Origin of the sequence: Dysgonomonas sp. HDW5B, assembly GCF_011299335.1 — a bacterium.
GTDB lineage: Bacteria > Bacteroidota > Bacteroidia > Bacteroidales > Dysgonomonadaceae > Dysgonomonas_A.
Genome location: NZ_CP049858.1, coordinates 777,187 through 798,927, shown reverse-complemented (window position 1 = coordinate 798,927; position 21,741 = coordinate 777,187). Strand labels below are relative to the sequence as shown.

15 protein-coding genes are annotated in these 21,741 nt (G+C 35.1%); 14 read left to right on the top strand and 1 reads right to left on the bottom strand.

Annotated elements, in window-relative coordinates; all coding sequences use genetic code 11:
• Position 1 precedes the first annotated feature (1 nt).
• Positions 2-664 (bottom strand): hypothetical protein, encoded by a 663-nt coding sequence (locus G7051_RS03200; RefSeq protein WP_166198495.1) that lies wholly within the window; start codon positions 662-664, stop codon positions 2-4.
• A 1,007-nt stretch (positions 665-1,671) separates the two neighbouring features.
• On the opposite strand from G7051_RS03200, the gene G7051_RS03195 reads away from it, so the two are divergent.
• The 14 genes from G7051_RS03195 to G7051_RS03135 all read left to right on the top strand — a co-directional run bounded on the left by G7051_RS03195 (position 1,672) and on the right by G7051_RS03135 (position 21,741).
• Positions 1,672-4,788: a TonB-dependent receptor gene (locus tag G7051_RS03195; protein WP_166198493.1), complete on the top strand. Its 3,117-nt coding sequence runs from the start codon at positions 1,672-1,674 to the stop codon at positions 4,786-4,788.
• A gap of 20 nt (positions 4,789-4,808) precedes the next feature.
• Positions 4,809-6,275, top strand: coding sequence for a RagB/SusD family nutrient uptake outer membrane protein (locus tag G7051_RS03190; protein WP_166198491.1), 1,467 nt, complete (start codon positions 4,809-4,811; stop codon positions 6,273-6,275).
• Between the two features lie 242 nt (positions 6,276-6,517).
• On the top strand, positions 6,518-6,994 hold the full coding sequence (locus G7051_RS03185; RefSeq protein ID WP_166198489.1) for a hypothetical protein: 477 nt from the start codon (positions 6,518-6,520) through the stop codon (positions 6,992-6,994).
• Between the two features lie 122 nt (positions 6,995-7,116).
• Positions 7,117-7,374 (top strand): hypothetical protein, encoded by a 258-nt coding sequence (locus G7051_RS03180; RefSeq protein WP_166198487.1) that lies wholly within the window; start codon positions 7,117-7,119, stop codon positions 7,372-7,374.
• Positions 7,375-7,611: 237 nt separating this feature from the next.
• Positions 7,612-8,055: a hypothetical protein gene (locus G7051_RS18240; RefSeq protein WP_255493305.1), complete on the top strand. Its 444-nt coding sequence runs from the start codon at positions 7,612-7,614 to the stop codon at positions 8,053-8,055.
• The gene (locus G7051_RS18235) at positions 8,042-8,473 is read left to right on the top strand and encodes a phage integrase SAM-like domain-containing protein (RefSeq protein ID WP_255493304.1); all 432 of its coding nucleotides are present in this window, start codon (positions 8,042-8,044) and stop codon (positions 8,471-8,473) included. The genes G7051_RS18240 and G7051_RS18235 overlap by 14 nt, the downstream gene beginning before the upstream one ends.
• A gap of 220 nt (positions 8,474-8,693) precedes the next feature.
• Positions 8,694-9,026 (top strand): hypothetical protein, encoded by a 333-nt coding sequence (locus G7051_RS03170; RefSeq protein WP_166198485.1) that lies wholly within the window; start codon positions 8,694-8,696, stop codon positions 9,024-9,026.
• A gap of 647 nt (positions 9,027-9,673) precedes the next feature.
• Entirely contained in the window at positions 9,674-9,991 is a 318-nt protein-coding gene (locus tag G7051_RS03165; protein ID WP_166198483.1) for a hypothetical protein, read from the top strand.
• A gap of 561 nt (positions 9,992-10,552) precedes the next feature.
• Positions 10,553-11,593, top strand: a complete 1,041-nt coding sequence (locus G7051_RS03160) for a hypothetical protein (protein WP_166198481.1) — start codon at positions 10,553-10,555, stop codon at positions 11,591-11,593.
• 158 nt (positions 11,594-11,751) lie between these two features.
• Positions 11,752-12,804 (top strand): hypothetical protein, encoded by a 1,053-nt coding sequence (locus G7051_RS03155; RefSeq protein ID WP_166198479.1) that lies wholly within the window; start codon positions 11,752-11,754, stop codon positions 12,802-12,804.
• A gap of 25 nt (positions 12,805-12,829) precedes the next feature.
• Entirely contained in the window at positions 12,830-13,972 is a 1,143-nt protein-coding gene (locus tag G7051_RS03150; RefSeq protein ID WP_166198477.1) for a T9SS type A sorting domain-containing protein, read from the top strand.
• 39 nt (positions 13,973-14,011) lie between these two features.
• On the top strand, positions 14,012-17,221 hold the full coding sequence (locus tag G7051_RS03145; RefSeq protein WP_166198475.1) for a hypothetical protein: 3,210 nt from the start codon (positions 14,012-14,014) through the stop codon (positions 17,219-17,221).
• A gap of 11 nt (positions 17,222-17,232) precedes the next feature.
• Positions 17,233-18,186 carry a hypothetical protein gene (locus tag G7051_RS03140; RefSeq protein WP_166198473.1) on the top strand — a complete coding sequence of 318 codons (954 nt, stop codon included), beginning with the start codon at positions 17,233-17,235 and terminating at the stop codon, positions 18,184-18,186.
• Positions 18,187-18,192: 6 nt separating this feature from the next.
• Complete coding sequence (locus tag G7051_RS03135; RefSeq protein WP_255493303.1) at positions 18,193-21,741, top strand: DUF6443 domain-containing protein; 3,549 nt, start codon at positions 18,193-18,195, stop codon at positions 21,739-21,741.

The window sequence follows — 21,741 nt, the reverse complement described above, 5'->3', positions numbered from 1 at the left end:
TTTATTTGACTTTGAATACAATATTCATAAATGTTTTTTCCGAAAGAGTAAGCTCTGCAGGCAATCTATATGTTAATACTCCTGTATTGCTTACTGCAACGCTTTGAAAAACTGAATTATCGTAATAGGTTATAAAATATTCCAGAGCACTACTTGCTGATACAGGTAGAGCAGTTGCACCAGGACTTTTATATGAAGTACCGGAATTAGTTAACGCAAATTGATCCGAATAGGCTTTGTATAAATCTATTGTAAATGTTTGTGTTCCTGTATTGTATGCCGGGTCGGCTGTGTCCGTTGGTAATATTATTGACGGCATATAAAAGAACCGTAAGCTTTCATCAGGACCGATTGGTTGCCAGATAGTTCCATCGAAGTAGTAGTAACCAATTGTAGTTACTTTTCTTGTTTTAGTGGTTGTTGTACCAGTTGTATTAGTTACATAAACAATTGTCCCTGTTTGGTCGGCAATATATTTAGCATCTTTCGATACTAACTGGTTAAGTGTAAGTCGGGGAGCTGTAAGACCTTCTGCAGTAGTCGCATCTGTCGCAATAGCCTGTACATCTAAACTAACCTTTGGGTCTGTAGTGTTAACACCCACTTGTGCTTGTAGAAAGCCTATGCTATAGATTCCTAGCATAAATAAAAAAATCCTTTTCATTGTCGTTATTTATTGTCGTTGTTGTTTTTAATATCTTTACTCTAAAGAACAAAAGTACACAAATAAAAAAATAAAAGTATATAAAAAAAGGAAAAAAGCATGAAAGATTATTTTTTATTAGTCTAGAACAGAAAAAGATAGTCTTTTTTAGCTTGCTAAATATTATCTTACATATTGTTTTGTAGCAGTGTTTATGGCTTAATAATATGTGGTTTTTTCTTTAACAAAGATATTGTTTGGAGAGAAAAAAGATTATTTACTGAGATCTTATCGTTGAGTTTTTTTTTAACAGTTAAAGTTAGGCTGCTTCATAAATAAATTAATGATGAAGTATTGGAAACTAACTCTAGTGCATCTCAATTAGAAGATGCGTTTAATCAGAAATGTAAAGTTTCGGAGGCAAAAGAAGATAGAGCAGATATTATATCTTTCGTTTTGATGAATTTATATATTGCCTTGAAATATTTTGTTCTTTAGTAGAGACACGAATATACTAGACTTTGGTCATTGTATGTTTTCGAAAATCTGATAAATTATACGAATATAAAGTATATTTTAGAGTATCAAAGATATACACCTCAAACTTATCTGAACAGGCCGATTTTGGTTCGCGATTTTATGGTATACTCTTATTTTAGAATAATACCTATTTTATATATCTGATGTTAAATGGATTGTAGCATATATTCAGCGAATTATCGTTGCGAAAAGAAACCAACATGTTAATAAAAATTAAATATAGTATATGAAATAGTACATTGATATACCACATTTATGGTATTTGTTTAGTTTTACAAACAAATTAATTTTGTGAAAATTATTTACTTTTCAGAAAAATTATTGAAATGAAGTTAATCTTTCACTTTTGCTCTAAAGAAAATTATCTACTAATCCTATTTTATCAAAGTAATATTTGTATTTGACCTCCTTTTAGAAACTATTCTCCATTTGTGATACCTGAAATGGGATATCAAATATTTATTTTATTTAAAAACCGTTTACAATTAATGAAAACCAAATTACTATTTATTTTTTTCATCTTATTTAGCACTTTTGCTTTTTCACAAAACTATGTGGTAAAGGGTAAAGTGGCGGATGAAAATGGTGAGCCTTTACCAGGTGTTTCCGTCTCAATAAAAGGAACTACAACCGGTACTGCAACCAATGTCGATGGAACTTACTCCATAAATGCAGAGAAATCGCAGGTACTTCGATTCTCATTTTTGGGATATGGAGTAAAAGAAATAACAGTATCAAGTGACAAATTGAATGTATCACTAGAGCCTGATGTTAAAGAGCTAGACGATATAATTGTCGTGGCGTATGGTACAGCCTCTAAAGCCGGATTCACAGGTTCTGCTTCAACTGTCGGGAAAAAAGAAATTGAGAGGGCACAAGTCAGTAGTGTAACCCGTTTACTACAAGGAGCTGCATCCGGAGTTCAGTCTATATCATCATCCGGTCAGCCGGGGTCTGATGCAAATATTTATATTAGAGGTATAGGTTCTGTTAATGCCGCAAGTACGCCCTTGTATATCGTAGATGGCGCTCCATTTGACGGCGCCTTGAATTCACTGAACCCTGCGGATATTGAATCTATCAATGTTTTGAAAGATGCCGCCTCTACCTCTATTTATGGTTCTCGTGCAGCTAACGGACTTATAATTATCACTACTAAGCAAGGAGTAAAAGCAAATAAAGCAAAGATCGATGCTAGCTTTGTATATGGGGTATCTTCCCGTGCAGTGGCCGATTATAAACAAGTTAGTACCGATCAGTATTGGGAACTCTATTGGGAGGCTTTAAGAAATCAACGTTTATACAATAACAAAGAGTCGGCAGATGTGGCTGCAAAATATGCATCTTCCAATATAGTAGGTAACTTGGGTATCAACCCTTATGGGAGTAAATATGCTGAGCCTGTTGGTTTAGACGGTAAAATTGTAGCGGGAGCAGTCCCTTTGTGGAATGATAACTGGTCTGATGCATATACACAGGATGCAAACCGTACCGAAGCTCAAGTAAATATATCTGGAGGTAGTGAAAATTCGACTTACTATATTTCGTTAGGTTATCTGGATGATCAAGGTATCGCTTTGGCATCAGGTTTTAAAAGGTATACAGGTCGTGTAAATCTTAATTCAGAAATAAGAAAAGGAATTCGTATTTCTACAAATATCGCTTTAATTCATTCCGATCAGAAAGCACCTCTGGGAGAGGATAGCAATACTTCAAATACACTTAATTCTGCACGTCTGATTCCTAGTTTTTATCCTGTATGGTTACGTGATCCTGAAACAGGAGCATTGGTCGACGGAGTGAAAACTCCTGACTTTGGATTGTATAGACCATCTGCAGCTTTAAGAGGTCAAAACGCTCTGGGGTCTTCTCATTATGACTTTAATAAGGTATCTCGTGATGTAGCATCATTAAGAGCTTCTATCGAATTTGATTTGTATAAAGGTCTTACTTATAAGGCCAGTGCTAATCTGGATTATACGAATCGCAACGATCATGATTATGCTAATCCTGAATATGGAGAGGCTTCTGAAAATGGTTATCCGGGAACAGTTGCAAAATTAAACAGAAAAACAACAGGATTTACAGGTAATAATATTTTGGTTTATACAACTAAAATAAATACAGCCCATAATCTGAAACTTATGGCAGGACAAGAGTATTATGAATATAATACAACATTCATTTCGGGTGAGCGTAGCGGATTGCCTGCACTGGGCTTAACAGAGCCTGACGCAGCCAGTCAGTTGAACTCTTTTGGAGGTTTCTCGGATAAGTATAAGTTGCTGAGTTTTTTCGCCAATGCCGAATATAACTATAACAACAAATACTATGGTTCTGCATCAATCAGAACGGACGGGTCATCTCAATTCGCCCCCGACTCTCGTTGGGGTACTTTCTGGTCGGTGGGTGGTTCATGGAGACTCTCGCAAGAGAATTTCTTAATTGATGTAAGCCAAGTAACCAAATTGACACTACGTGCCAGCTATGGAGGTCAGGGTAATGACCAGATTCAAAATAGTAGTCTAAGCAGAAATTATTATGCTTATCAAGACCTATTCGATATTAACAGTAATTTAGGGGAATCAGGATTTGTAAGAACAACTCTGTCTAATAAAAATTTGAAGTGGGAGACAAATTTAAATTTTAACCTAGGTACCGATTTTGGATTTTTCGATAACAGGTTATCAGGTTCATTCGAGTTTTTCGTGCGCCGTTCCAAAGATTTACTTTTTTCTCTACCAAAACCACCGTCTATAGGTTATAACGGATATACAGCCAATGTGGGAGCTTTGAAGAATGTCGGTTACGAAATCTCTTTAACAGGAGTTCTTATTAAAACAAATAGTCTTACATGGACAGTTTCGGCAAATACAACACATTTCAAAAACACAATAACCAAATTGCCTCAAGATCCGATAGTATCATCAAATGGTTTTAATATACTAACTAAAGGAGGTTCTATATACGATTTCTTTCTAGTGGAATGGGCAGGGGTCGATCCTGAAGATGGTATGCCACAATGGTACAAAACGGTTGCTGATGGAAGCCGTGTGAAAACGAAAAGCTATAATGAAGCCAACAATACTACTTCCAGAATTACAGCGGGAAGCTCTCTGCCCGATTTAGTTGGTGGATTTAGTACCAGCTTCACATATCGCGATTTTGATTTCTCAGCATTATTTGCTTATGCATTGGGTGGGAAAATATACAATAGAGATAAATTGATGATAATGAATTATGGTTCTAATGCCGGACGTGCGATGTCGGAAGATCTATTGAATCGATGGACACCAGAGAATAGAGATACTGATGTCTCGCGCATGATAACATCGACAGCTAATTCATTAACTAGTACTTCGACTCGCTTTCTTGTCGATGCAGATTACTTAAGATTAAGAAATATAAATTTGGGATACACTGTTCCAAAACCCCTATTACATAAAATAGGTGTATCGAACTTACGTGTATTTACTCAAGCTGAAAATCTGTTTACAATTTTTGGTGAACAAGGAATGGATCCGGAACAAGCTGTAAATGGTATTTCATATTATAGATATCCGGCTATGAAGACAGTTTCATTCGGGCTTAATCTTTCATTCTAAAATATTAAAAAATTATTTAAATGAAAATATATATATATTCACTTTTAGGAATCTTATTATCAGTCAGCTTCAATTCTTGCGAAATGGATGTGGTTCCTACTAATGCTGTCAATAGCGATTTAGTATTTCAAAATGCAGATAATGCAGATAATGTCCTGAACGGGACATGGAGGTATTTGTGGGATACCTACTCCACTTATCAAAACCCCGGTTTCACGACTGTTCTTTTAACCAGTGATGCTATGGGTAACGATGCGGCTCTGCAACCCGGTAAATATGGCTATCTTGCTCACTACTCATTTACAAATATGTCGAACACCACTGCAACAACAGTGACTGCAATCTGGACGTTTGCATACAAAGGGATAGATAATACCAACAGTTTGATAACCAGAATAGATGGAGTTCCTGGAGATGAGAAACAGAAAGCTAGAATAAAGGCTCAGGCACAAGCTTTAAGGGGATATTTATATCTCAATTTGGTAACATTCTACAATTTTGCTTATGCTAAAGATTCTACAGCCTTGTCTGTACCAATCTATACAGAGCCTTCGACTACAGAAACTGTAGGAAAACCACGCAGTCAGGTAAAGGACGTTTACAAACAAGCCGAAACTGATCTATTAGCTGCATACAATAATTTAGGGACATACGATAGAGGTGGCTTGAAATATAAAATGGATAAGAATGTAGTTGCAGGTCTTCTTGCACGCCTCTATCTACAAACAGACAGATGGGCACAAGCTCAAAAATATGCAAATGAGGCTCAATCTGCTTATAAATGGATGGCACAGGAAGATTATTTTAAGGGCTTTAATGATTATAATAATGCAGAATGGATATGGGGACACGGGCAAACGGCAGATCAAAATGTAGCAAGTTATAGTTTCCAATTTAAAGACGTCTCTTCGAAAGCTTCGGGTTATTACAGCTTTATGGCTGATCCTTATTTTAAGGATTTATTTAATAACGATGCAGGCGATGTTAGATTCAGATTATTCGAATGGGATACAACTCGTTTCTTAGGTGGACTGATGTATAAAAAATTTGTAATGCGATCAAATGAAACTGGAGATATTGTATTAATGAGAAAGGCAGAACAAGTATTGATCGAAGCAGAAGCCTTTGCTGAATTAAATCAGTTGAGTAATGCCATAGCTAAACTGAATGAGTTAAGAACTCAGCGTGGAGCAGCGACACCTGATTTGACAGGTTTATCAAAACAACAGCTTATCGAAGAAATTCTGATAGAGAGACGTAAAGAGCTTTTTGGCGAGGGATTTGCTTTATCTGATATTCTTAGACGCCAAAAGGCAGTAGTAAGGAAAGAGATTCCTTCAGGAACATTAATCCCGGGAAGTCAGACTATCAAAATGCAAGGGCATACAGTGACTAAACTACCCGATGGTAAAGATTTTGTTCCTAATAGCACTTATTATTTATTTTCGATACCATCTACGGAATCGACAAATAACCCTAACTTGTAATTTAAGATCTGAACTAAAAGGAAGCTCAAAAATAGATTAACATAAGTTCTATATAATTTTCAGAAGATAGCCAATAGGCTATCTTCTGTTTTTTCAAACCTAATCGAATCTATGTTAAGATTAGAGACAAAAGTCTCGAACTCTTTTAGTGAAGATTTAGAAAAAGTTGTTAGTTTTATAATATATATGCATTAAACCTATTTATCGTTTATTAGTCAAAGCAACATACAAATCTATTAATTATGAAAAAGATTATAGTAATAACGACTTTGTTCTTTATAAGTGTTATCAGCTCTGCTTCCGAGTATATGTTTTATAAAGGCAATTCGACCTCTGTCTTTGATATTGTATTTATGATAAAAGACAATAAGATGTTTAATGGCAGAAATACTGCTTTTTCAGATAATATCATATACACAATAAAAGACAATTCAATATACAAAGGTAATTCAACCTCTGTTTTTGATGTTGTATATACTATAAAAGATAATAAAATATTTGCAGGTAGAAGTACTGCTTTTTCAGATAATATCATATACACTGTAAAAGACAATTCGATATACAAAGGTAATTCAACCTCTGTTTTCGATATTGTATACACTATAAAAGACAATAAGGTGTTTGAAGGCCGGAGTACTGCTTTTTCGGATAATATTATTTATACGGTCAACAATAGTGAGGATATATACAAAGTTATTTTGCCGCTTCTATTAATGTGAAAACCCCAAACATTTCTGTCTGAGGATTCCAAATTTCGTGGAATATAGTACCAGAATCTCGAACTCTTTTAGTGAGGATTGGGAGAGAATAGTTAATTTTATGTGAATTTTTAAGGATAGCTATGATAACGAAACAGAAAATTACGATATATTTAAAGTATCAAAATATAGATAACTTTGCTCGTTGTGCTAATGCAAAAGAGAAAAATATATTGAGTGATAAAGATTGGGGACTTATTGAAAATTTAATACAAGATATCCATTTATTGAAAAACAATATGGTTTCTAAGGAAATGAGAGATGAAATAGAAAACAAAATCAAAGAATATACAGAAGATGAAAATGGACTTATTGAAAAACTAATTAATATAAAATTTTAACTCCCCACACATTTCTGTATGAGGAGTTAAAATTTCGTGGAGAATATCACTCTCTAATCTATGTGATTATTTAATAAAATAAAGAATCAAGTAGTTGTTTATTCGGAGTGTATGTGGTTTTGGTCAGTAGTTTTAATATCTTATAATATCATTGCCTATTAGAAAAATAGGGTGTGTTTTTGGGTGTACATTTAATTAGTGTATCTATGAATATAAAGCGAAATATAATCTTTTCTCTTGAAAATAGAAAGAAAGATGGTTTATCGTTTATTGAGGCCTATTCGTATGAGAGTTGTATACGCTGGGCAGAGAGTAGAGTTTACAACAGGGCATAGAATAGATATTTCAAAATGGGATGTGCATAGGCAACGAGTAAAAAATGGATGCACTAATAAACTCAAACAAAGTGCATCTGAAATAAACAGCAACTTACTAAAGTATTCTACAATATTACAAGATATATTTAAGGAATATGAAGTATTGGAAACTAACCCAAGTATATCTCAATTGAAAAATGCCTTTAATCAGAAATGTAAAGTTTCGAAGACAAAAGAAGATAGAGTAGAGATTATATCTTTCGCTTTTGATGAATTTATAAATGAAAATAGAGTTATAAACAATTGGGCTGAATCCACTATGAAAAAGCTCAAAACAGTAAAAAAAGCATTTGAAAGATTTTGATATAAATTTGACTTTTACCTCTTTGACGGAAGATCGAACATCAGATTATGTGAATTATCTTCGTATAGATAAGGATATGAGAAACACGACTATTGGAAAACAAGTGAATCTTTTAAAATGGTTTTTACGTTGGGCAGTAAAAAAAGGATATACTGAGAATATAGTATTTGAAAAATTCAAACCTAAGCTTAAGACTACTCAAAAAAATCATATTTTTAACATGGAGGGAGTTATTTCTCCAATACGGCTTTTACCAGATAATTTAAATCTTCTTGTTTGGCTTTGGGTAGATAGGATTATAGACTTTTTCATTCCAATTATTTTTTATTACCCTCTTGTGAAAATAGACAAAAAGGTCTTAGACTTTAAAGATATGCAAAAAAGGAAAATGATTTTAACAAGATTGATTATTTATTAGTTGAAAGACTATATTTGTATGTATAAAGTACACTTTGAGAATTCTGTATGTTTTGTTTGTCCGTACGATATGTACAGAGCTAAATTGCCAAGTGTAAATCTATAGTTTTTTAGTATTTATTTATCAGCTTGGTATTATTATCAGGCTTAAAAACGGACGTATGGTAGCACAGCAATTGACTTCAATAGAGTATTGGTCAATACTTATAAATTGTGCTCACATGGTATTAAGGTTATCTCATAACGAAATTAAAGAGGGTTATTCGGATAATGCTATATATGTGATGGAATATATTGAGACGGGTACAAAGGAGGATATAATCGACATTTTGTTTGATGATCCGCAAGCTACTCTGTCTTGTACTTTTAATGAAAACAGTATTTGCAATGCTTCTTATATATTTTTAGATAATCTGAATGAGGTGAATACTCATATTTCTTATCTCAATAAAACATATAAGTATGACTTTATCAGGAATTATTGGGTATTGTCTGATTCTTTTCTATCTGTAAAGGAAACTAAAGATGATATTTGCTTTGTATCTTTCTTTTGATAACAGGGCTTTCTAATATGATTCAGGCAAGATCTTTATGTTCTTGCCTGATGATTGGAGTAGAGTATGTTATTTAGTCTATCTCTGAGAGATTTTACTTCTTCTTTTGAACCTATCTGCTAATTCTGAATGATTTTCTATTTTCAACTTCAGGCATTTAGTCATAAATATCAGCGATAAGTTTAAATATTAGCTCTTCTATTAGTTGTTTTTATGAGTTAGGGCATTAATCCTAAATTATGTATTACCCTTATTATCTATATGGTTAAATTGTATCGATTGTAAATATTAATTCATTATTAAGTATATAGGAGAAGAGTGAGATATTTATGTTTTAGAATTAAGGAAACGCCACACGACTTTTATTTTCTTTGTTTATGTGATACATTGGCACCGAAAGTGACTACTGCTTCTTTTATCTCCATCAGATCTGTTGTCATTTCACCGAATGAGGCGAATCTTCCTATTTGCTTTCGGGGTAGCGAGATCAACCCTAGTTCGAAACAGGATTTTGAGAGTAGTTCCCTATACAATCGTAAAACAAAAATATAATGTCTAAATGATTCTGTACCAGCATTTATAGATTTTTCTCGTAAAAAAATTATACTTTTATATATCTACACTCTATTAACATTTAATCAAAGAAAATGAAGAGCTATCAAGCAAAGAAAAAAGAGTTATCAAAGCATGTATTTGAAATTCTGGAAGCCAAAGGGTATCTGTTATTGGAAGAGGAAAGAAGATACCTTGAAAGTGGAGAGTATCGTACAACTTTGGCTACAAACTTTAATAGTATAACCCAAGCGATAGAGGTTCTAAGAAGTTTTCCTCAAATGAGCAATATTAGTGTTAACTATGATGACTTTGCAATCTTAAAAAATCGTGTATTATTTACTGTTAAGCCCAGAATAATGGAGAAAAAGGTCGAAGCAAAAGAATCTGACTCCGAAACTTCACCGGGATAAATTAAATTACTAAAAATACTTACCGCCTGAGATACTATTTTTATCTATACCCAAAGGAGATTAAAAACACTTAAGGATTTTGGGCAGATTTATTAGATTTCTGTTATGATTTAAGCCTATCCGGGAATTTATCCCATTATTTTCTCGTCAAAAACTCACTTATTTATTTTTTATTTCTAATATTTTAAACAAATACAGTTAAATGTGAAATAAGCTATCTCTTCATGTTAAAAAAAAATATCTTTGTTCACTTATTTTAATCTAAAAATGAATTATTTATGTTAAAATAAAGATATTTTCAATAGAAACAATCATTAAGTTAATCCAATCAACAATTAACTAACAAAAATATTTATATGCAGTTAATATTTAGCATGATTCTTATGCTATTTGTCCAGGCCCTAGCATTCAGGCAAATTAATCCTCGACATAATGAAGTCCGTTCCTGCGACAAAATAGTCAACCCAACGTTTTAAATAAAATAATAATAACCTAACCATTAGAGCGTAGCTTTATGAAAGAAAACATTTATCCGATGTAATATTCCCTATAATTAATAGAATGCAATCTACTTTTTCGAAAAGAATACTCATTATATCTCTGACCCTAGTTAGTATTCCTGCGTTTTGTCAAATCCATACTAACCAGAATGGAATACAAACCAGTGTTATTGGTAGCTTCTTTGCTAATGGAACACAAGCCAGAAGATTTGAAATTGCAACAGTTGGTTATAACTCCTACAACTGGCAACCCGGGGGAGTGATAATTGTAGAGTTATTTAATATTAACTATTCAACAGGATATGAAAAGTACTCAGTTGAGATTGGATATGCACAGGGTGGACAAGGGAGTCCGGAGGTTAAATTAATCGACTCTCAAGGTATAAATCATAATGCTAAGATAATATTAGGTACATCCTATAACTTAGCAACACAGGAGGGAGGATATACCAATAAAGCCATTCCTGTATATCTCGATATAAGAAACTATAGCCATTACAAAGTTAGACTTACTTATATGCATACAAAGGTTACTGCATTAACAACATTTGGCCAGATTCAAATCAACGAAAATCCATCTCCCGTAAATATTCCGGATTTTTCTGTATCTACAATAATTAATGAAGATGTAAATAGTTCAGGGAGTTTAATGATCAGAGGAAATGGAAACCATTTTATGGAAAAAGGGAATGTCGGTATAGGAACAACTAATCCGACCAGCAAACTTGACGTAGAAGGAACCGGTTCTATCAGTAGCCTTTTAACTGTAGGAAAGCAAATAGATCCAAGCAATGGCGGAATTGTCAATAGAATAGCAATCACTCCTTATCGTCATACCGGAGGACCCTGGTATTTTACTTCACGGGATACACCCGGTACTGCTTATCTGGATATCATGTATGGGGGGAAAAAGCTTTTCTCAATGATCCATACCGGAGGTGTCGAAATTGCTGGTCCACTCAAAGCCAGAGAAGTGACTATTGATATTACCGCTGGAGCCGACCATGTATTCAATCCTGATTATGATTTAAAACCACTATCAGAAGTAGAGCATTTTATTAAAACAAACAAACATCTCCCTGAGGTTCCTAGTGAACAATAAATGCAAGCTGAAGGACTTAATGTGAACGAATTTCAAATAAAGCGTCTTCAGAAAATAGAAGAACTTACTCTGTATATGATAGATCAGAATAAAGAAATCCAATATATAAAGCAAGAAAACAAAGAATTAAAAGAACAAATAAAAAATCTGCAATAATAATGAAAAATATATTCTTCTTAATTAAAGTCGGGATACTATTACCTACACTTACTCAAGCACAAGTAAATGAAAATTTTGATTTAGACAAAAGAAGTCAAGACTCTATTGCTTTCCATCAGTCTTTTATGACTGACAGTTCCTTAAATAATATCAAAACTGTATCATTAAGAAGTACAGCCACAAGCAACTCAGGTAGCTTTACTATTGCTGGAGATCAGAATACTTATTATCCGGTTGCATTTAGTGACAATGGTTGGAATTCAAATGAAGTAACTATTTTAGAACTAGGTAGATCAAATGTTCATGGAGATTCTCAATGGAATGGATCAGTTATGGCTACATTCAAATTTCATGTAACAAGATGGGGACATGGTTCTAATTTTGTAGATGCCGATATAAAGCAGGATCAACCTTCAGCTAAATATTTTATCGGAGGATGGCAAGATATAACTGGAACTAGTAATGGTTTATATTTGATAATTTGGTTAAGAGGGGCAGCCACTTATAATTATCATTCAAATTATCCCCAAACACCTCTATTTACAAACACTTCTTTGACTATAGAAGGTATTTTATACCCTTCTAAAAATCAAATAGAAAACTATGTTAATCCAAGTGGGACATCATTAGCTCGAAATATGTGGGTAACAGGCAGCCAGTCTAATTATTTCAAAAGTAATGTTGGTATTGGCACAAATAATCCTAAAAAGCTTCTGGATGTAGCAGGAACTATTCATGCTCAGAATATAGAAGTAGACCTTATAGGATGGTCAGATTTTGTATTCGACACAGACTATAAACTTCCTTCATTAAAAGAAGTGGAAGACCATATAAAAGAACATAAGCATTTACCTAATATTCCATCAGAAATTCAAGTCAAAGAAGAAGGTATAAATATTGGTGAAATACAAGCTAAGCTTCTTCAAAAGATCGAAGAATTAACCCTATATGTCATTCAACAAGAAAAACGAATTCAAGCACAAGAAAATAGTAGCTTAGAACAAAAAGAGGTAATAGAAAAACTCCAAGAACAATTAAAAAAACTACAATAACAGCGAAACAATAAACAACAACTATATGAAAGCTTTACCCCTTTTGATTTTGATCTTCTGTCCACTAGTCTTATTCGGACAGATCAATCTACAGCATAACGGGCTCCGTCCCGGTGATGAAATCATCAAACAACAAGTCGATTACAAAGATCCCGGACGCTCAGGAGAGAAGGTTATCTGGGATTTTGGTAAACTGAAATCAGTCAATGACGAATATTCGCTGGTTTATTCTTCTCCGGTATTACAGGAAAGTTCATATTATGTCATGGGCTATGACACCATACAATCCAACAATACTGATCAAAATTCACTGATTATCGGTACAGAACACAATACCATGTACTACTATCAGTTAAAAGATAATCAACTCTTACTATTAGGACATGAGAATCCAACCAATTTGTTACACTATACACAATCTGTAGTGGCTGCTACATATCCTACTAATTATAAACAGAGCCAAACAAACAGCTATCAATCCGAAGGAATCTATTCAGGTAAAATACCTTTCGATACGAAAGGCAGTATTACTACTCAAGCAGATGCCTATGGAGCCATTATCCTACCCACAGGAGATACTTTGAGCCATGTATTGCGTATTAAGACTGTTCAGACTATTTCAGAGATCATACGAAGTATTAACCCTGCCCTGAATGACTCTTTGGAAATGGTGGTGGAGTCTTATAAATGGTATTCCAAAGGATACCGTTATCCTATTTTTGAAACAATCAGGGCTATCAATACAACGGATACTCTAAATACTCAGGAGTATCAAACCGCTTTCTTTTTTCCTCCCCAAGAGCATTTGTATCTGGATGATGATAAGGATAATTTAGCAGTTTTAGACAGTCTTTGGAATTTAGATCATAACAAGGAGATAGATAATCCGATAACGAACCCAGAAACAGAAATTAAATTATCTTACAATTTCTATCCCAATCCGGTAGAATCACAATTGACTTTGGAATATTATTTAGAAACTTCAACAACTGTTAATGTGACGATATATTCGATGGAGGGGAAGCTTATTAAGAATCTACCAATAAGCAAACAAGATAAAGGGTTACATACCGAGTATATTGATTGTAGCAATCTTGCTAAGGGGACGTATATCTTAAGAATTCAAACAAATGAGAAAGTGACTAGTGATAAGTTTATTAAAAGGTAAAAGACAAAAAAGATGATATCCAAAATAGAAAATCAAAATATGAGAAAAGGATTAATAACAGTATTACTTTTGTTTGTTGGCTTAGCTATTATAGCCCAAGGACAACAGGATAAAGATGTAACACTCCCACAGGTCACTCCATTATCTCCAAATGCAGCAGCCTTAGGTCGATTCGGAAGCTATCCTATTGGACATTATACAGGAACAGTTGGTATTTCAGTTGATTTATATCAATTTCAATTAAATAAGGATATAGCACTAAACGTGAGCCTTGATTATCACTCAGGTGGTATAAAAATAGATGATACTCCTAGCTCAGTGGGTACAGGTTGGGCACTTTCAGCCGGAGGTTGTATTACTCGCGAAATTAAGGGAGGTAGAGATGAAAACCCTAACGGATTTTTCAATTATTCAAAGCAGAATAAAGGTCATAAACCAATAGTTATGGATGACATAACGGATAAACTTGTTCTTCAGAATCTTTCATACAAATCTCCAGATACAGAACCTGATATATTTACATTTAATGTAAATGGCAAAACAGTCAAATTTTTTTGTGATAATTATGGAGATTTCAGAACAATACCTTATTCTGATCTGAAAGTAATAGTTAGTCCTCTAAAAAACAGAAATGCAATTGGAACGTGGGAAATTGCAGACGAAAATGGAATCCGATATATATTTAAGGAGGGAGAAATGTCAGAGACAGTAAATGGACATTTATACTGTGATACATGGTGGCTAAGTGATATCAAATCTCCGGAAGGAATAACATTAGCTTCTTTTGAATATTCAGCAAAAAGTGGAGATACTTCCCCATTGAAATATAGGTATCATGTTTTTATGATGAGCTCCTCTTTTTATCCCAAGGACCATCCCTTAACTCAGCTCTTAGGCGAAAAAACTTCAGAATCTTATGTAACAAAAGACGTCTATAAAATTTTGTCAAAGATAACAATACCAGGACAAGGGTATTTGTCATTTGAGAGATATTCCGATATCAAAACAGAAAAACAAATAAAGACCATTAAGTTTTACGACAACAAAGGAAATTTTAATTATGAATATAATCTAACTTATTCGGATACCGATAGACTTTTTTTAACTCAGATAATAAAATCAACCCCGGAAGAGCAAATAAAGTATCGCGAATTTAAGTATCACAAAGAGAACTTATTACCCGGTAGAGGAAGTGTTTATCAAGATAAATGGGGGTATTATAACCCAAACGTATCATCTCTTTATCTATATATTCCTGATTTACCGGAATCTGTTATAGATTACCCATTTATAGCTACAAATAATAGAATAGCCTCTAAAGAAGCAAAGTACGGTTCTATTGAGAGAATCATTTATCCGACAGGGGGATATACAGTCTTCGACTTTGACAATAATAGAGTTGTAGCAAATGATTCTATTATTTACGAAAACTTAGTAAACAAATCATTAAAGTTAAGTACTTACGGAAAGATAGAGCAAGAAGTTTCAATAGCAAAATATAGTAGATTTATTGTAAAAGCAAAACTTGCATATCATACTACAGGTTTATATAAAACAACATTAAAATTAGTAGACAGCAATGGTAAAACAGTAAGCACTTGGCTTGCGGATGGAAATACAACTGCAGAGTATGAACATAATAAAGAATTGAGCATTTTAATATATTCTTATGATGACAGTACTTTAAAAAAACCTCTATATCTTACTAGTGGTAAATACAAATTGATTCTGGAAATGGGAGATGAGGGGCCTGTTGCTCCGGGTGCTCCCAAAACCCCTTATCCGGCAGAGGTATTATATACTTATACTGAGCCGGTTAAATCTTTTGTGGCAGAAAAAAGCGTTGGAGGACTAAGAATAAATAATATTTATAATTATGATTCTAAGGGTTCTTTACTTGAAAGTGTGTCGTATATTTACGAGAAAGACTCAAAAAGTACTGGAGTCGAATCACCGGAACCTAAGTTTGTAAGAGATTTTTCTATAAGAGATTGTAACCCAGAAATGCTACTATTGGCTGATTGGATGCATTGTCGGGAATTTTATCAACAGCCAATAAGCCCTGATGTCGGTTATCCTATTCAATACTGGTATGTAAGAGAAGAACGAAAGAATGGAAATAATGAGGTTTTGAGGACTGATTATGAGTATTCTACTAGATCTTTTCAACGCGATCCACAACTTCTCAATAAACCACACTTTGTTAATATCTCTACTCCTTATTCTATAAATGATTATCAAGGAGGATTACTAAAGAGTAAAATCGATTATAAATATGAATCCGGTAAATTTTATGAAATAAAGAAAGAAATTAATGAATACACCATAAAAACACAGGGTGTTCCTTCATATAAAAGCCTTAATATAAATAATGTTTACATCACGAATCTTTGTGATGGTAATCAAGAAAAGTATGATCTATATAGTTGGGGATACTACAATGTAACTTCTGCGAAAGTATTCTTAAACAAAAAAACTATAACTCAAACCTTGGGGAATAACACTAATATTTCTCAAAGCAATTTTGCTTATACAAACCCGAATTATCAACAGGTAACATCACAAGAACAGATAGATAGCAAAGGGAAAATATTAAGGACAACTTATGAATATTGTTTTGATCAGCAATCAGCTATTTATGATTCTATGGTAGTTCGAAATATAATAGCATACCCTATTCAAATAACAAAAGTTGTAGATAATAAACAAATAGAAAAAAGAGTATTTAATTTTGATTTTTTTAATACTAATAAGATTATAGAGTTGAGCTCTGCATTAAAGCAAACATCGAAAGATGCTACTTTTTCAAATATTACCTATCTTAATTACGACAGCTATGGTAATCCTTTATATATCACTAAAGACGATGCAACAAAAATAGTTTATTTGTGGTCATACAACGGGCAACACCCTATAGCTGAGATTAATATTATGAGTTATACTTATGCTGAAATAGAAAACATTGTTAAATCCGTATTTTCAGTAACAAGCATTGATGCCCTTTCAAAACAGGCAATCCCCACTGAAGCGAAGCTCAAAGACGGAAGTTTACAAAATGCATTCCCCAATGCCTTAGTAACCACCTACACCTATAAACCATTGGTCGGCGTTTTGACAATGACCGACCCTCGTGGAGTGACTACCTACTATGACTATGATGCATTTGGGCGCTTAAAAGAAACCTACATTATAGAAAACGGAGTCAAGAAAATTATTCAAGTAAACGAGTATCACTATCAAAACCAATAAAAGAAATAGTTATGAAACAATATATAATTCTATCCCTATTGGCAGCAATCATACCAACGATTTCTTATTCACAAAATTTAGCCACCGGAGTCACAGTCTATGATACCAGAGACATTAATGACCTTCCCAATTTTACAAAAAAAACCTTGCGGGTTGATTTTAAAAGACGCTCAACCATAGGAGTGCCCGGAAGCGGTGAGTACTCGGGCAACATCACCCTTGCACCGTGGGAAAATGCCAGTGGAAACCTAAACCATCAGCTCAACTTCAATGACGGAGGTATATATTACAGAACAGGAAATTTCAATAATTCAACATGGAACACCTGGCAAAAAATAATGACAACAGATGCCGCAGGAAATCTAAACTCAAACTTACGTATTGGACGCATCGGAGATGCAGGCAATCTGAACGTACCTCTTGGAAGTATAGCCCATCAATATACTATTGATTTCAGCGGATACCGGGATATGACTCCAGATCAGATCGGAGCACGTATTGCAGCCATCAGGTATAATGCTTACCAAGCCAACCTTGCCTATGTACAACATACCGCATTGGTATTCTACACCAATGCATCAGGCTGGCTCCCCGGCATTGAGGGCTTGCAAGAACGCATGCGTATCTCTCCTGCAGGTAATGTTGGTATCGGCACTGAAAATCCACAAGCAAAACTGGATGTTCGAGGTGTGATTTCAGCAACAGAAGTAAAAGTACAGGTATTAACCGGTGCAGACTATGTCTTTCATGATTCTTACAACTTAAAACCGCTAAGCGAAGTAGAACAATTTGTACAAGAGAATAAACATCTACCCGAAATTCCCTCCGAGAAACAAATGCAGGAAGAAGGACTCAGTATGAATGAATTTCAAATCAAGCTATTGCAAAAGATCGAAGAGCTAACCCTGTATACGATAGAACTTAGAAAAGAAGTAGACCAGCTCAAAGCACAAAATAAAAACTAAAAGGCAATGAAGAAACACCTATTATACATATTTGCCCTTTGTATCAGTATAGGGCTACAAGCACAAAAAGATGTTATTGAATATAAAGCCGCACCCACAACTTCGATCAATGAAGCCTGTAAAGGGTTTAGTCTTCAAAACGGCTTTTCTTTTAAAGCAACAAGTACAAGCAGCATGACCTTTCGTGTCAATACAGCAGCATGTAGTGCTCAAACATCTACAACAAATATCTCCGCCAATCAGAACTATATTGTCACTCTGACCCCACTGGGGCAAACCAATTCGGTAAGCTATAAAGACGGAAGCATCACCGTAGACAGAACCATAGAAGGCGATGTAAATGTAATGACTCAGATCCAATATTTCGATGGACTAGGTCGTCCCATACAGACCGTCCAAAGAGGAATAACCCCTACTAAATCCGATCTGGTCACCTATCAGGAATACGATCCCTTCGGACGCGAAGAAAGAAGCTGGCTTCCATCTGTGGGAGCAGGGAATAACGGAGCCTTTATGACCCTGGCTAATGTAAAAACAAAAGCCAATACCACCTATGGAGATTCGGTAGCCTACAGTAAACCGGTCTATGAAGCTTCCCCTTTAAACAGGGTGCTGGAACAATACGGACCGGGAGCAGACTGGAAATCCACAGGGGCAGTAAAAACCCGCTATCTGACCAATGTGGCCACAGGAGAAGCCAAACTCATTTGCTCCCTTTTTACTGTAGATGGTTCAGGGTTAACTACCAAAGTAAAAAGAAGCGGTAACTATGCAGCCAATGAACTCTATATAACCGAACTAAAAGATGAAGTCGGAAATCTATCTTATGAGTTTAAAGACAAGCTCGGACAAGTTGTGCTTACCCGCCAAATAAACCTGGATAAAGACAATAAAGAAGAAAGGCTAGATACCTATTACGTTTACGATGATTTCGGCAACCTTTGCTTCGTATTACCCCCTTTAGTTTCGGATATACTTATTCAGTATACCGGCTCATGGGACAATACCAACAGCACCCCCGTAGCCCAATATGCCTATATCTACCGTTATGACGGGCGTAACCGTTGTGTACACAAGAAACTGCCCGGAGCCGAGTGGATCTACTATGTATATGACAAAGCCGACCGCCTGATCTTCACACAAGACGGAGAGCAACGAACTAAAGGAGAATGGCTATTTTCCCTTCCCGATGCATTGGGAAGAGCTAGATTAAGTGGTATCTGTACCAAGATGAAAATCGGAACTGCAACAACAGAAACAGCTATAACCATAGGTTCACTTGATAATATTGTAGTTAATGCCACTTGGGCGAAAGCAACAAATACATTTAAAGGCTATACTATTAGTGGCGCTACTCCATCTACCTTCTCTGTTTTAACTGCGAATTATTATGACAGTTACGAGTTTATGGGATTAAATGGCATTCCAGCCATTACGGATACTCACTTTAAACCCGAAACTATCGCCGGATATGGAGTACAATACACCGGAGGACACAAAGGCTTATTGACCGGTAGCTGGACAGCACTACTGGATGGTTCGGCAAGTGGTATCTACAGCGTTATGTATTATGATTACAAAGGACAAGTTATCCAGACCAAATCCAACAACCACCTGCCGGGAGGAATAGAGAAAGAATACATCGCCTATACCTTTGCCGGAAGCCCTACTCAGAAAATGCATGTGCATATGGCTAGTGGAAAAACAACGCAGACTGAACTCTATATGTATGCTTATGACCATGCAGGACGGCTAACCAGCACAAAACATAAGCTTAACACAGGATCAGAAGTCCTGCTTGCCCAAAATACATATGACGAATTAGGTAGATTAAACACCACAACAGCTAATAATCAGCCGAACTTAAAAAACACCTATGCCTATAATATCCGATCGTGGACCAACAGTATCACAAATAACCATTTCATAGAAAAGCTTACCTACAACCTCAATGGTAATATAGCTACCCAAAACTGGTTACAGGATGGAAAAAACCGTACCTATACCTTTGCCTATGATAACCTGTCAAGAATGAAATCGGCGACGTATAAAGGAGACGGTAATTTTCAAACATCCTACAGCTATGATAAGATGGGTAACATCAAAACGATCCAACGTTATGGAGTAACGGCACAAGGGGTAAACGATAAAATCATTGATAATCTGACTCTAGACTATACCGGTAACCAGCTAAATTGTATAACCGATACGGGGCCCAATGTATCATTGAGTGCTTCGGCTGATTTCAAAGACTACAGTAAAGTAACTACGGCTGAATATACTTTCAACAAGAATGGGGCAATGACTAAAGACCTCAATAAAGGGATACAAGGCATTCTCTACAATAGCTTGAACCTGCCACAAGAGATGGTTATCAGTCATGTCACTGCACGAGCCAAAAATTATTACACCTATACAGCTACAGGAACAAAGCTTCGTGTTATTCATAAATCCGATCCTGCATTAAATGGGAAGCCGGAACTTGGCAGCACTGCTGCTGATGCCAGCTTAACAACCTCTGTAACTACTGATTATGTTGGTAATAAGATTTATGAAGCTGGCACTTTAAAAACAATCTTAACCGATAATGGTTATATTGAAGGAAATACTTATTATTTTTACATCAAGGATCACTTGAGCAATAATCGGATAGTAGCGAATGGTTCGGCAAGTGTTGTTCAGAGTAATCAGTATTATCCTTTCGGCATGGCGTTTGCCGAAGGGACTACGACCGAGCAGGGTAAGCAGGAGTTTAAGTACAATGGCAAGGAACTGGATCGAAGTCATGAGCTAAACCAGTATGATTATAGTGCAAGATTCTACGACCCGGGCTATAATCGATTTACTACGATAGATCCACTAGCCGAGAAGTTCTACAACTGGTCGCCATACGTATACTGCATGAACAATCCGATGAGATTTGTTGATAAAGATGGTAAACAAACAGATTTTCCTCCTGGATTTTTTGGTCAGCCAGAAAATATTAAGGCATCTGCTATTCAACAAAAAGTTGAACCTATGATGGCAGAAGCAGCGAGACCAGCTGCAATTAGCATGAGCCTGGGAGGATCATTGGCTGCAGGTCTGGCAGGTGGAGGAAGTATGTCTAATACTTATTTACTAAAAGGTCAAGATCAAAAGACTTTGAACACTTATAATACAACAGAGGTTGGTGCAGGTTTACCTGGAGGAGACATTAGCCTAGGGCTTAGTTTCACTTTTCTCCAAGGCGATTCTTTTACATTTAATGCCCAATCTATAGAAGGAGAATCTGTGAATGAGACATATAGTGTTGGAATTTCTGGTGTAGTTGTTGGTGTGACAAAAAGTACAGCTCTTACACAAGATGGAGTTCCAGTAATAACTACTGGTATTAATATTGGTTTAGGTAGTCCTGGAATAGGTATAAGTGCTACCAAAGGAACCACAACCCAAACAGGAGGAGCAAAAGAAACAGAAGAGAAAAAACAACAACGAGACGAATATAGGGAACAACAAAGTCAAAAACAAAAAGAGATTGGTAATAGCTTTTGGAATTGGATGACTAGAAAATAA